The organism is Prevotella sp. oral taxon 306 str. F0472 (genome assembly GCF_000257925.1).
Classification (GTDB): domain Bacteria; phylum Bacteroidota; class Bacteroidia; order Bacteroidales; family Bacteroidaceae; genus Prevotella; species Prevotella vespertina.
Genome location: NZ_AJIN01000051.1, coordinates 1 through 14,184, shown reverse-complemented (window position 1 = coordinate 14,184; position 14,184 = coordinate 1). Strand labels below are relative to the sequence as shown.

At 37.9% G+C, this 14,184-nt stretch carries 14 protein-coding genes; 5 read left to right on the top strand and 9 right to left on the bottom strand.

Features of this window, described 5'->3' with window-relative positions; genetic code table 11:
* Positions 1 to 334: 334 nt before the first annotated feature.
* Positions 335 to 559, bottom strand: a complete 225-nt coding sequence (locus tag HMPREF9969_RS07840) for a hypothetical protein (protein WP_036895482.1) — start codon at positions 557 to 559, stop codon at positions 335 to 337.
* Between the two features lie 95 nt (positions 560 to 654).
* The gene (locus tag HMPREF9969_RS07835; protein ID WP_009435270.1) at positions 655 to 1,914 is read right to left on the bottom strand and encodes an Nramp family divalent metal transporter; all 1,260 of its coding nucleotides are present in this window, start codon (positions 1,912 to 1,914) and stop codon (positions 655 to 657) included.
* A gap of 588 nt (positions 1,915 to 2,502) precedes the next feature.
* Between HMPREF9969_RS07835 and HMPREF9969_RS07830 the strand changes: the two genes are divergently transcribed.
* Genes HMPREF9969_RS07830 through HMPREF9969_RS07815 form a run of 4 tightly spaced genes read left to right on the top strand, consistent with a single transcriptional unit; the run spans position 2,503 to position 6,839 of the window.
* On the top strand, positions 2,503 to 4,221 hold the full coding sequence (locus tag HMPREF9969_RS07830) for a glutamine--tRNA ligase/YqeY domain fusion protein (protein ID WP_009435273.1): 1,719 nt from the start codon (positions 2,503 to 2,505) through the stop codon (positions 4,219 to 4,221).
* Between the two features lie 18 nt (positions 4,222 to 4,239).
* Positions 4,240 to 5,430 (top strand): hypothetical protein, encoded by a 1,191-nt coding sequence (locus HMPREF9969_RS07825; RefSeq protein WP_009435292.1) that lies wholly within the window; start codon positions 4,240 to 4,242, stop codon positions 5,428 to 5,430.
* A 34-nt stretch (positions 5,431 to 5,464) separates the two neighbouring features.
* Entirely contained in the window at positions 5,465 to 6,103 is a 639-nt protein-coding gene (locus HMPREF9969_RS07820; RefSeq protein ID WP_009435281.1) for a DedA family protein, read from the top strand.
* A gap of 49 nt (positions 6,104 to 6,152) precedes the next feature.
* A complete protein-coding gene (locus HMPREF9969_RS07815) occupies positions 6,153 to 6,839 on the top strand; it encodes an RNA polymerase sigma factor RpoD/SigA (protein ID WP_009435291.1) in 687 nt (228 codons plus the stop codon).
* A 556-nt stretch (positions 6,840 to 7,395) separates the two neighbouring features.
* On the opposite strand, the gene HMPREF9969_RS07810 is transcribed toward HMPREF9969_RS07815, so the two are convergent.
* From HMPREF9969_RS07810 to aspS, 5 genes are all read right to left on the bottom strand, one after another.
* Positions 7,396 to 8,430, bottom strand: a complete 1,035-nt coding sequence (locus HMPREF9969_RS07810) for an esterase-like activity of phytase family protein (RefSeq protein ID WP_009435266.1) — start codon at positions 8,428 to 8,430, stop codon at positions 7,396 to 7,398.
* Positions 8,431 to 8,602: 172 nt separating this feature from the next.
* Complete coding sequence (locus HMPREF9969_RS07805) at positions 8,603 to 9,670, bottom strand: mannose-1-phosphate guanylyltransferase (protein ID WP_009435267.1); 1,068 nt, start codon at positions 9,668 to 9,670, stop codon at positions 8,603 to 8,605.
* Positions 9,671 to 9,776: 106 nt separating this feature from the next.
* The gene (locus HMPREF9969_RS07800) at positions 9,777 to 10,103 is read right to left on the bottom strand and encodes a hypothetical protein (RefSeq protein WP_036895480.1); all 327 of its coding nucleotides are present in this window, start codon (positions 10,101 to 10,103) and stop codon (positions 9,777 to 9,779) included.
* Positions 10,104 to 10,167: 64 nt separating this feature from the next.
* Positions 10,168 to 10,452: a winged helix-turn-helix domain-containing protein gene (locus tag HMPREF9969_RS07795; protein ID WP_009435287.1), complete on the bottom strand. Its 285-nt coding sequence runs from the start codon at positions 10,450 to 10,452 to the stop codon at positions 10,168 to 10,170.
* A 174-nt stretch (positions 10,453 to 10,626) separates the two neighbouring features.
* Positions 10,627 to 12,384 carry an aspartate--tRNA ligase gene (aspS, locus tag HMPREF9969_RS07790; RefSeq protein ID WP_009435271.1) on the bottom strand — a complete coding sequence of 586 codons (1,758 nt, stop codon included), beginning with the start codon at positions 12,382 to 12,384 and terminating at the stop codon, positions 10,627 to 10,629.
* Positions 12,385 to 12,628: 244 nt separating this feature from the next.
* Here aspS and HMPREF9969_RS07785 point away from each other — a divergent pair, with 244 nt between their 5' ends.
* Positions 12,629 to 13,012 (top strand): DUF1573 domain-containing protein, encoded by a 384-nt coding sequence (locus HMPREF9969_RS07785; protein ID WP_009435289.1) that lies wholly within the window; start codon positions 12,629 to 12,631, stop codon positions 13,010 to 13,012.
* 81 nt (positions 13,013 to 13,093) lie between these two features.
* On the opposite strand, the gene HMPREF9969_RS07780 is transcribed toward HMPREF9969_RS07785, so the two are convergent.
* A complete protein-coding gene (locus HMPREF9969_RS07780) occupies positions 13,094 to 13,426 on the bottom strand; it encodes a cupin domain-containing protein (RefSeq protein WP_009435290.1) in 333 nt (110 codons plus the stop codon).
* Positions 13,427 to 13,732: 306 nt separating this feature from the next.
* The coding region (locus HMPREF9969_RS07775; RefSeq protein ID WP_009434506.1) for an HU family DNA-binding protein at positions 13,733 to 14,184 on the bottom strand (452 nt) is incomplete at its 5' end.

The window sequence follows — 14,184 nt, the reverse complement described above, 5'->3', positions numbered from 1 at the left end:
CTTATACAAACACTAAAACTAATAATAGTCAACCTGTCACTAGCTATCCACAATCATTCTAATTGTGAAGTCTTAACCTATCAAAGAATAAGAGAGAACAAAAGGTTAAAGCACAATGAATTTTAACCGAGAAATAATGAATAGAAGGACATGGCAAAAGAAAAAGGGAAGACGTAAAATCATCTTTTACATCTTCCCTTTTTACTTATATTCTTTTCTTAGTCCCCCTTCTTTCAGTTCCCCACTACGTGCATATCCACAAGGATATTGTTGTATCTGATCCCCTCCCTGCGTGGGAAGGAGTTGGAAAGAGCCAGTTGGGTGACCTTCTATATTACTGTCCTACATAAATTGGACGAATGCTATACATGAAATATTTAGCAAGCATTGCCGAACTTGTTTTTCCAGGAGAAACCTGTATCTGGGCAGCGTTGGTCATATATTGAGGTTGGAAGGCACTTGCCTGTGTTCCATTAGGATTACTTGTAGAAGTCCAGTAACCACCTTGGCTTCCTACCTTATCAAGGTAACCAGTATAATCACCATATACACCTGCCATTGGGAAGAATAGTCTTATCGTTAAAATAATAAATCAGTTACACTTTTAACTATAAAATAACATTTCAAAATGGTTACTTGCTTGTATCACATGTTCTATACACTCTCAAACAATAGCCAAATATTCAATAATGTAACAATGCCTGCCAATGAATACAAGAAGATCATATTGATTTTGCTATTAGCATATTTACCCATGACGCGCTTAGAAGATGTTAAGCCCACTTGCAAGAAAACTGTAAAAGGAAGTTGCACAGATAGGAACATCTGCGAGATGATTAGTCCTTTAAAAGGATCGCCAATAAAGAATATTATCAAAAGAGCTAAGCCTAATGACAAAACGATTCCTAAGATAGAGTGTGTATCTTTTGCATTATATGACTCACCAAACAAGCCAGAAAAGATACTACCTGCAGCCATTCCACTTGTAATTGTGCTAGAGATTCCAGCCAATAACAAGGCTATAGCAAAGATATTTGCTGCATTATTACCTAATAGGGGCTGTAACATGGCTTGTGCTTGAGAGAGTTCTTCTACATGCTGACCATGTGAAAAGAAGGTTGTCGCCGCTAATAAAATCATAGCTGAATTGATTGCCCAACCTATTATCATCGAAAATAAGGTGTCAACAAACTCATACTTTAACATGTGCTGAATGCGCTCGTCACCTTTTAAATGTATCTCACGGCTCTGAACAATCTCAGAATGGAGAAAAAGATTATGAGGCATTACAACGGCTCCCAATACGCTCATAATAATTAAGAGGGATCCTTGAGGAACAGTTGGCACAAAAGCTCCTTCGATTGCTGACGGCCAATGAATGTCAACCAAGAACAACTCATAAATAAATGAAAGTCCAATCATTGATACAAAACCAATAATGGCACGTTCCATCTTCTTGTAGCTATTTGTAAAGAGCATGATAAGAACAGCCACAGTAGTAAGTACGGAACCTGTTGGAATACTCATTCCGAATAACATCTGCAAAGCAATTGCTCCACCTAGTATTTCAGCAAGCGATGTCGATATACTAGCAAGAATCGCACTAATAATAATAGGTCGCCCCACCCATTTTGGAGCATACTTCACAGCAGCTTCGCTCAAACATAAACCCGTCACAATGCCCAAGTGCGCAACATTATGCTGTAATGCTATCAACATAATAGTTGATAAGGTAACAACCCACAATAAGGCATAACCATATTCCGATCCTGCTGCAAAGTTACTTGCCCAGTTTCCTGGATCAATAAATCCAACGGTAACTAATAGCCCAGGTCCTATATATTTAAAAATATCCAAGGCACCCAATACATGTGGGTGATCCTTTCGCCTCAAGTCCTTAAAAAAATTCTTCATAATTAATAAGTTTCTTGCAAAGTTACATTATCTATACGAGAAAACACAACTTACAAGAAAAGATTTCTTTTTAAATTACACGTAACATACATATAATAAAGAACTTTCCAACTATAAACTATCAAAAACATCATTTTTGATAAAAGAATTTCTTAGTAATCATCTATGCTTATTAAACTGAGAAACCATCATTTCATACAAAGAACTATCACCTTTAGAACAATGATAAAATAAAAATGCCTAACGCTTCACAGCGACAGGCATTCAATCTCAATAGGTATTAGTTTCTTTAAGGTAAAAAGATTGTATTCAGGATAACGATTGCAAAGATAAGGTATTTTTTTTTCTCTCGCAAACTTTTCCACAACTATTTTTATTATAAAATATTATTTTTTTTATTACATATCAGATAATTAACACAAGGTATTAATAATTTTCTATATACAATCAAAGAGCATAACGACAAAATGGACATTTGTATCGAACAATATAAATAAATGCTTATTTCAACTTTATTAAATTCTAGGAAACATTATCATAAACAAGAAAAAATAAGTAACTTTGCAACTAAATAATAAACAAGAAAATATGACTACGATAGAGAATAACACCAATGAAGAGAAGCGAAGTTTAAGCTTTGTAGAACAACTGGTAGAGGAAGATCTTGCAGAAGGTAAGAACGGAGGACGTATTCAAACACGTTTCCCGCCAGAGCCAAACGGCTATCTCCACATAGGACACGCAAAAGCTATTTGCATGGATTTTGGTGTTGCAGAACATTATAATGGTGTTTGTAATCTTCGTTTTGATGATACCAATCCAAGTAAAGAGAATAATGAATATGTAGAGAATATCCTCCATGATATTAGTTGGCTTGGATTCAAATGGGGCAATATCTATTATGCAAGTGACTACTTTGAGAAACTTTGGGACTTTGCCATCTGGATGATAAAAAAAGGTTTAGCATACGTAGACGAACAAACAGCTGAGCAGATTGCAGAACAGAAGGGAACGCCTACTACTCCAGGAACAGCATCTCCTTATCGAGATCGCCCAATTGAGGAGAATCTTGCCCTATTCGAAAAGATGAATACCCCAGAAGCTGTAGAAGGAAGTATGGTGTTACGTGCTAAGTTAGATATGGCTAACCCTAACATGCACTTCCGTGATCCTATCATCTATCGAATCATTCAGATACCACATCACAGAACTGGTACAAAATGGCATTGCTATCCAATGTATGATTTTGCACATGGCCAGAGTGATTACTTCGAAGGTGTCACCCACTCTATCTGTACACTTGAGTTTGTACCACATCGCCCACTCTATGATAGGTTTGTAGACTTCCTCAAAGAATGTGACGGAACGGCAGACAATCTACATGACAATCGTCCAAGGCAGATTGAGTTTAACCGCTTAAACCTTACATATACCGTAATGTCTAAGCGCAAACTCCATACACTTGTAGACGAACATCTCGTCAATGGTTGGGATGATCCACGTATGCCTACCCTATGCGGTATGCGCCGTCGTGGCTATTCTCCAGAGTCAATCCGCAATTTTATCGATTCTATTGGCTATACTAAGTTTGATGCGCTCAATGACGTTGCCTTATTGGAAGCGGCTGTACGCGATGATTTAAATAAGAAAGCTACACGTGTTAGTGCGGTTCTTGATCCTGTTAAACTTGTCATTACCAACTATCCAGAAGATAAGACCGAGGAGATGGAGGCTATTAACAATCCAGAGAATGAGGCAGATGGTAAACATACTATCACATTCTCTAAGAATCTTTGGATAGAGCGTGCAGACTTCATGGAAGATGCTCCGAAGAAATTCTTCCGTATGACTCCTGGTAAGGAAGTACGTTTAAAGAACGCTTATATTATTAAATGTACAGGTTGTACAAAGGATGCTGAAGGTAATATTATTGAGATTCAGGCAGAATATGATGAGAATAGCAAGAGCGGTATGCCTGGTTCTGATCGTAAAGTAAAGGGAACTCTCCATTGGGTAAGCGCAGACCACTGCTTAAAGGCTGAGGTTCGTGAGTACGATCGTCTCTTCAACGTAGAGAATCCATCAGCTGACGAGCGTGACTTCCGCGAATTATTAAATCCTCAAAGTCTATCAGTACGCACTGAATGCTATGTAGAAAAGTTCCTTGCAGAGAAGAAACCTGGAGATTATCTCCAGTTCCAACGCACAGGTTACTTTATGCTTGATCCAGATTCTACTACAGACCACCTTGTATTCAACAAGACTGTAGGGCTAAAAGATACCTGGACCAAGAAGGCAAAAGCATAACACTCATTAGAAAGTAATTTGGATATATATTATCAAAGCAAAAAGTTCAAACGACTTCTTCAAAGATATGAAGAGTTGCGAGACAATAACATCAGTGAGTTCCTTGATTCCGAGGATCTCACTGATGTTGCTGAATATTATTATTCCATTGGACAAGATGAAAAAGCACTAGAGACTGCTAATTACACGAATCACCTTTATCCCACAGCGACTGCACCATTAGCATTTAAAGCGAGAATGGCTCTACTCACTTACAACAACCCAACACTTGCAAATGAAATTGCAGAAACAATCGTCGATAAGAGTGATTTAGACTATCTCTATCTAAAAGCTGAAATTATGATTGCGGATAATCAGGTGAGCAAAGCCGACCAATATCTACAAGAGCAATATGATAATGTAATAGACGAGGATGACCATGAGGAGTTTGCAATAGATGCGGCGGCTCTTTTCGCTGATTATGAAGAGATTGATTATGCTGAGAAATGGCTGAATCAATCTACTATGATTAACGAAGATGAATACAAAGAGATTAAAGTTCGTATTCTTAAAGGGCAAGGCAAATATGAAGCTAGCGAAACCCTTATTAACGAACTCATCGACGGCAATCCTTATTCTTGTGCGTATTGGAATCAACTCACCCAAATACAATTCCTGCGCAATGATGTTCAGGGAGCCATTACATCCAGCGAATACGCACTAGCTATAAATCCTAATGATGAAGAGGCCTTACTTAACAAAGCAAATGGACTTTTCTCTCTGGATAATTTTGTTGAATCACTGAAATATTACCAACAATATCGGCAGACTTGTCACCATGTTGACTTCAGTATTATTGATGTCACCATTGGTCATCTCTATCTGATTCTTGGTCACCCTAAGGAAGCATTAGACTTCTATTTCCAATCTATAACCGAATCAGAAAATAAAGATCAGGCACTTATCAATGTGGCTATCTCAATATTTGATAATGGATACTTTGAGTTAACTTATCGTATTCTTATTAATTATTTACCAAACGCAGCGAAGGATTGGACTGAAGGTTTTGCTTATTTGGCACGTTGCTGCTATGAACTCAAAAAAACGGAAGAATATAAGCAATTTCTTCAAATAGCAATAGAACGGAATCCCAGGGAATGTCAAGATGTTTTGTCTGACCTCTATCCCCCAGGAACAGAGATAAAAGATTACCCAAGTATCAACACTTGAAATAACAATTATATTAATTAATTAGAATACAATTATGAGTTTTATCACAACCCTACTCGGACACCTTAACTATGGCACCATCTTTCTCTTGATGCTTTTAGAAAGTACGGTCATCCCCGTACCATCAGAGTTAGTGGTTGCACCTGCCGCCTATCATGCAGCAGGCGGAAATCTTGATATGTGGCTTGTCATTCTCTTTGCAACGCTAGGAGCTGATTGCGGTGCTACTATCAATTATCTCGCAGGATGGTATCTCGGACGACCTCTTATTTACAAATTCGCAAATAGTAAATGGGGACACATGTGCCTGCTCAATCAAGAGAAAGTAGAAAAGAGTGAGAAATATTTTGATAAACATGGATTGGTAGCAACCATCACGGGGCGATTACTTCCTGGTATACGTCACCTTATTTCTATCCCTGCCGGACTTGCGAAGATGAGTTATTGGCGCTTCCTCCTCTATACAACAATCGGTGCTGGTGCATGGCATAGTATTCTCGCATTATTAGGTCATTATATGCACTCGTTTGTTCCAGAAGAACAACTCGAGGAAAAGATTCTTGAATATGGAGAATATATCAAGATTGGACTCATTGTCCTAGTACTCATTGCGTGCATTTACTTCCTTGCTAAATGGTATATCAAACGCAAGAAGAACCAAAAACAGAAGTAAAATCCATATTGTCAACATATCAAATCCTCAACTTTAAATATTGTGTATCATGAGTGTAAACGAGAAATATATAGAAGAAATCATACAAGAGCAACTCTTAACTGATAAGGAAGAACAATTACTTGCTTCTAAAATTAAGTTAGGTGATGCCAAAGCATTAGAAAAGTTGACAAAAGCTAATCTAAAGTTTGTAGTCTCACTGGCACATCAATATAGGAATCAAGGGCTAGGAGAAGATGATTTAGTCAGCGAAGGTAACATAGGAATGATGCACGCTGCCCAGAAATTCGATGGAACGAAAGGGGTGCGCTTCGTTACTTATGCCGCACCTTATATCAGAAAGGCTATGGAAGAGGCAATAAAAGAACAGGTTTCGCTCTATAAATTGCCTAAAGATGAGAAAAGTAAATTTGAACAAAAACGATCTCGTGCTATCTCCATTGACCAACCCATCCCTGTAGGTAGTAGCAATAACTTCACTCTACAACACGTATTAGAAAATGAGGATACGCCAAAGACTGACGAGCATTTGAACAAAGAATTACTAAGTTTTGAGATTCAAAAAGGCTTGAACGAACTCAACGAAAGGGAAAAGAAAATCATATCGGCTATTTATGGGCTTAATGGCACACACTACACAATGGCAGAAATAGCCGAAGATATGGGATTAAAGCGCGAACGTGTACGACAAATACGCAATAAAGCTCTGCGGAAGCTCCATAAAAAGATGAAGTAAAACACGGGAAAACTAAGGGCAACACTCCCCTATTCTCAATATTGTAATCAATGATTTGAATAAAATTCTGTCTTATCTCCAAGTTAGTTCTATAACTAAATGACAAGTAAAGGTGAGCGGATAAGAGGATTTTATTCAAATCATTTTTGTAATAGAATATTGCTAATTTGAATACCCATAGCTGCGATATTATTCAAGACTCCTATAATCGCCCTCAAATATTCAAATTACAGAGAAGTTCTTAACAGAAAGATAACGAACTAATAATCAATGTCTTAGGAAAAAAGTATAATCTTTCAAATCAGAAATACTATACTTTTTAGTCAAAATGTATATACTTTTTGTCGAAAACTGACCTACTTTTTAGCAAAAACCTATATACATTTTGAGAAAAACGGAGGTACAATTTATGAAAAACGGAGGTACGATTTGCCAAAAACCTATATACGTTTTTTAAAAAAGCTACCTAGCACTTATTTTTTACGAATAATGTCTTGTTATAAAAGCTAGATTGAAAAAAGTAAATGTAAAGGATATTCACAAACAAAACAGACGGCTAACGAATAACAATCGTACGAAACCAATCACGCAAAACACCTCCATACTGGTTTTGACTATCCGCACAAAGGACAAGAACCTGACTACCATTTGCAAGTTGAGGACCAAGGCACATACCTTCATAGTTAGCCAAATCTTGACAAAATAAGCTTAAAGTCGTTTTCCATTCGGCTATTAATGTCTTCGCAAGATAGGGCGAATCAGATTGAAGGGCTGTATCGGGAGAGACAGAAATACCTACGTTTGGATTGACGCAATAGATTTTATTGATGACAAATGAACCTAATTTACCTTGAGTTACTAGGAACTCTCGTTCTAAAACAAGTAATCGCCCATCATTTAAAGCTGTCAAAGCAGGCACCCCCATAGCATAATTAGAGGCATTCTTCTTTGTCTTTGGACTATCCATACGATAGGCATATTCAGTTTGAGGCAGTAGGTTTTCATCAAAACTTTGTAGACGTAAGCGATTACAAACTTGATTTTGAGGATTAGCCTGCGCACCATCACATCGTAAAGTACTCTCTGAAGTGGTCCAAAACAAGTGGGTTTTCTTGTTATAAGTAAGTGCTTCAAAGCCATATTGTGCCGTAGAACCATTGAAAATAGAGGGTACTTTGAGACGTCTACCAGTTAGCTGTCCATGCAAATCATATTCTAAAATACTATTATCAGCCTCTCTAGAAATAAAAATTGTACTATCTTTTGGTAAGAAAGCAATCCCCTCCTCATCATGATTTCCATCGGAAGATGCACGAAAGCCATCAGAAGTTATATTGCGAATATCGCCAGTTATACTATCAAGTTGTATATGAAAAATAAAGAAGCCACTTCTCTCTGCCTTGTCTGATACCACGGCATAAGAATTACCACCTAACCATGTCAGACCACTATAATTACCTTTCGGCAAATTTTGATGGAAATAATGTTGAGGATTCAACCTTACTAATGTTGGAACCTGCGCTATTAATGGACAAGAAAGATTTACAGAAATGAAAAAAACAATCTTTGGAAGTAACTTCATTAAACCCATAAAGACGAATAATCAAATGATATAAAGACTTAAAATGCTTATTCTAAATTCGTAAAATGACTCTTTTGCTCAACTCATTTTACTAATATATCCACATATTATGTGCTTCAAAAGATGTTACACATACTATGTGGATATAAGTTTTCAAATATATCGTGGGAAGAGAAAAACCTTATCCTTCCCCCGTAAACTGCTTCAATCTTTGTTCTTCAGAGAGTTTACAAATCAGTAATTTACCTCCTTGTTCCGCAACAATATAGCCATCCAAACCTTGAATCACTACTTTGCGTTCCTCTGTTGTATGGACGATACAATTCCGACTATCAAAGAGATGTATCTCTTTACCAATAGTCGCATTCCCATATAAATCATGCTGACTCTGCGCAAGAAGAGAACCCCAAGTGCCTAAGTCGCTCCATCCAAAAGACGCTGGGCAGACAAAGATCTCTTCAGCACGCTCCATAATGGCATAATCAACAGAAATATTCTCACATTCAGGATATACCTCATCAATGATACGTTGCTCCTCAGCAGTGCCAAGAACATCCATAATCCTCTCAAACACACGGGCGACACTCGGCTGATAAATACGGAAAGCATTTACGATTGTTGATGCACTCCAAATGAAGATACCAGCATTCCAAAAGAAATTATTTTGACGAATATATTGTTCAGCCGTCTCAAGGTCTGGCTTCTCACGGAAGTGATCAACACGATAAATCTCCTTGTTACGTGCAGAAGCATTTGAAAGATCAGCCTGAATATAACCATAACCCGTTTCCGGACGTGTTGGTTTCATTCCCAACGTAACAATAGCATCTGTTTCCGCTGTAAACTTCATACAATTCGTAACAACACGTCTGAACTCCGTATTGTCCATAACAATATGATCACTTGGAGAAACGACGATGTTAGCCTTAGGATTTTCTTTCTTAATACGCCAACTGACATAGGCAATGCAGGGAGCTGTATTACGACGACAAGGCTCACTTAGAATGTGATTCAGTGGTATCTCTGGCAGTTGCTCATGAACTAAGTCAACATACTTCTGATTGGTTACTACCCAAACATTATCTGGAGAAACCACGCCCTCAAAACGATCATAAGTTAATTGCACAAGAGTCCTCCCAACTCCTAAAACATCTATAAACTGTTTAGGGTGCTCTGTTGTACTCATTGGCCAGAATCGACTACCGACTCCGCCAGCCATAATAACAAGATGATTATCCGATTGTGCCATAGATTGTGTCTGAAATTAATATATTTGCAAATATACAAATAAAAAATATAATGACCAGCTTATAAGAACTTTTTCTTATTTAACTGGCATTTAGATGATAGAGTTTTCAAAATAATGAAAGACTTTGGTCTTTCATAGGCTTTTCTATCGTAGAATCTTCTTTCTCATCACGAAATTGAAGAATAAATTGCTGTGAGAAACTATTATTTGCATTGAGACGATAGATGCCTTTTCTAACTCTCTCTATCAAAGAACTGGGTAATTTACTATTCTTCAAGAGATAACCTTGTACATATTTACGTACATCGTCTTGTACTATTGGATGGAAAAGAGAATTGCAAGCATTATAAACATGATGGGAGATTTTCCAAACAGAAAGCCCCTCTTCACCAGCTTCAACAAGCACGCGGATTATTTCTTTATCGTATTGCATATAAAAAAGGGAGTCAATACACTTTCATACGGCTCCCTTTCTATTCTAATGTTAATGTATTCGATTAGGCAAGTGTAACTTTATTGCCCTCGTCCTTAACTTTTCCTTCCTTTAAAAGCCAACCAATACCCAAATAAACTTCTTCGGTAGAAATACTAGCTGCCTTTGCAATCTCTGCTACACTGAGAGCTTTTTCTTCAGCTGCAAGCGCATTGTAAACATCACCTGCTCGGTAACCAACATTTACTTCGTTGATAGCAATGGCTGTAGCCTTTGAAGCTGACTTTCTGGTAGTGGCTTTCTTTGCTGCCGCCTTAGGAGCAGACTTAACTTCTTTCTTTTCTGTCATAATCTTACAAAATTAAAGTCTCATTCAATTTGACCAAATCACTATTTATTAGTATTTGCTTACAAAGATACATCAAATATCCTAAAGTCTTAAATACATTTTACAAAAAGTAAACTGATATGAATGGATTAATTTCAACAATATTGATTTTATTGATATAAATCAACAATATGACTAATCTTTTATGTCAAGTTTAATCTCCAATTCGTCTAATTGCTTCTGATCTACAGCAGAAGGAGCATCTAACATCACATCACGACCACTATTATTCTTAGGGAAGGCAATGCAATCACGAATAGAATCAAGACCAGCAAGAATACTTACGAAACGATCAAGACCGAAAGCAAGACCTGCATGAGGTGGTGCTCCATACTTAAAGGCATTCATCAAGAAACCAAATTGTGCTTCTGCACGTTCTGGAGTAAAGCCAAGAACCTCAAACATCTTCTCTTGTAATTGAGTATCATGAATACGGAGTGAACCGCCACCAACTTCAATTCCATTGCAAACAAAGTCGTAAGCCTTAGCACGTACTTGCTCTGGATGCTCGTCTAACAATGGAATATCATCAGGATTAGGCATGGTAAATGGATGGTGAGTTGCCATAAGTCGCTGCTCTTCATCGCTCCACTCAAACAATGGGAAATCAATAATCCATAAGCACTTGAATACATTCTTATCACGAAGACCTAAACGATCACCCATCTCAAGACGTAGAGAACAGAGCTGTACACGTGTTTTATTTGCATTATCACCTGACAATATCAAAACAAGATCACCATCTTTGGCACCTGTTGTCTCCTTTACTTTCTGTAATTGCTCTGGGGTATAGAACTTATCAATAGAACTCTTAACTGTTCCATCCGTGTTATACTTGATAAATACAAGACCATGTGCTCCAACCTGTGGACGCTTAACAAAATCTGTAAGTTCATTGAGCTGCTTACGACTATAATCAGCACAACCAGGAACGACGATACCGCCAATATAATTAGCTTCATCGAATACAGAGAAAGATCCAGTACCTTTCAACTCATCCATCAATTCAACGAACTCCATACCAAAGCGCAAGTCAGGTTTATCAGAACCAAAACGTTTCATAGCCTCATGCCATGTCATCTGTTCTAGCTTAGGAAGTTCAACACCACGAATCTCACGGAAAAGATGACGAGCCATCTCTTCAAACAGATTGATAACATCATCTTGATCTACAAATGACATCTCACAATCAATCTGAGTAAACTCAGGCTGACGATCGGCACGCAAGTCTTCATCACGGAAACACTTTGCAATTTGGAAGTAACGATCGAAACCTGCTACCATCAACAACTGTTTCAAAGTTTGTGGACTCTGTGGTAAAGCATAGAATTGTCCAGGATTCATACGTGATGGAACAACGAAGTCACGAGCTCCTTCTGGCGTAGAACCAATAAGAATTGGAGTCTCAACTTCCATAAATTTCTGTGAATCTAGGAAATTGCGGATAAGGATTGTCATTCTATGACGTAACTCAAGATTCTTACGTACAGCTTCACGACGAAGATCAAGATAGCGATACTTCATTCGCAAATCATCACCGCCATCAGTATTATCTTCAATGGTGAAAGGAGGTGTCAAAGAAGGACTTAGTACATTCAAATCCTTGGCTATAATTTCAATATCACCTGTAGGAATCTTACTATTCTTACTTTGTCGCTCGCTAACAATACCTTTTACTTGAATACAATATTCACGTCCTAACTTGTTGGCTTCACCACATAGACTAGCATTATCAGCCTCATTAAAAACTAACTGAGTGATACCATAACGATCACGAAGGTCGACAAAGGTCATACCTCCCATTTTACGTGAGCGCTGTACCCATCCAGCTAGGGTTACTTCCTTGCCTGCATCCGAAAGGCGCAGCTCTCCACAAGTATTCGTTCTATACATAATTATTATGTTGATTATTTTGTCCTCTAAACTATAAGTTTATGCAAAGATACTAACTTTAAATGAGAATCAGGATATACCTTACAAAAATATAAGAACGTGAAGGAAACTTTCAGTCCTAACGCTAATTTGATGACTAATATTTAATAATTCCTACTTAATTATTGTGAAACAGCATGGAAACTATAAACTTTCTAACTAAATTTGCACCAAAATAATAAGAAACAACTAAAGGAAATATAATATGAAAAAGCTCTTATTAATGACACTCCTACTAGTTATGGGAGTAACTTTTGCAGTTGCACAGAATCAAGCAGAGATTAAATTTGATAAGGTAACTCATGATTTCGGAACATTTAAGGAGAGTAGTCCCGTACAAAAAACAACATTCACTTTCACAAATATTGGTAATGCGCCGCTAGTCATCAATCAAGTTATTGCAAGCTGTGGATGTACTATCCCACGCTATGACAAGCGTCCTATCGCTCCTGGACAAAAAGGTAGTATTGATGTAACCTACAATGGTACTGGAAAATTTGCAGGACACTTTAAGAAGAGTATCACCGTGCGCACCAATGGTAAAAATGAAATGACCCGATTGTATATTGAAGGTGTAATGGAGAGATGATAAAAGTAAGAAAGATAAAAACAATTAGCGGCAGACATTATTGTCTGCCGCTAATTGTTTTTATACTCCTACTAGCAATTACTATCCCAATGTTGGTACAATAGCAAGATATACAACATCATGATCTGTACAATTCTCAAACCAATGGAAGTGTCCCTCTGGACAATAATGTAATTGTCCCACCCTTGCTACTTCCATACAATCATCATAATGTACAGTTAATTCGCCACTGATAACAAACATCGCTTCAAAAGTACCAACATGTTGATGCTTTCCACTACATGCACCAGGTCGTAATGTTGAATACATGATACGAGCCTTATCATCAACAAACGCACGCATATCAAGTTTCCCTTTTCCACCTTTGAAGCCTTCTATATGCTCTTCAGCAATCTTATCGAAATCAATAATCATAATGTTTGAGTTTTAATTATGATGCAAAGGTACTAAAAAAGAAGAGTGTACCAAAATGCAAATGCTTTTTTGACACACCCTCATCCTATTAAGTCCTCCTTCCTAACTGCACCCCGTTAGGCACTCCCCTCTCCCTCGGGAGAGGGGTTGGGGGTGAGGCAGTGTACCACGGAAGCGAGAGAACCAAATTAATACACTAGTTTTGAAAGACATTAATTTCACAATTAATATAATCGATTGTCTTATTACAGAACGATTGATACCCTGAATCAACCTAAAAAATGCTCCCGTAGTACATATCCTAACTCACCCTACCTGCGGTCCAGGGTGTTCTTCACTCCCCTCGCCTTTTGGAGAGGGGGCGGGGGTGAGGCTTTTTTCCTCTTCATCTTTCTTCCTCAACGATTCGTAGGAGTTTGCAGCCAACTCTCGCTTCAATTCTGTACCAGGAGTGAAGACCACACGAGGCTTAATCGTCTCGGTCTTAAAAGCTTTTTCCGTTTCCGCACCTTTGCTCGACAACGTGACACGCATTGAGCCGAAATTACCTAGCTGAATGCTGAAACCATCACGGAGATAATGTGGCAGACAATCAATAAAGTTATACAACACGTTCGACACATCACCACGTGTCAATGACGAACGTCCAGCAATGTCACGTGCAATGTCATCTAGCGACTTATGCCCAACATTTACCGGATTGGCATAAAACTTCACTTCCTCCCGCTTCTGCGGATTCTTCTTTTGAACTAATTTAA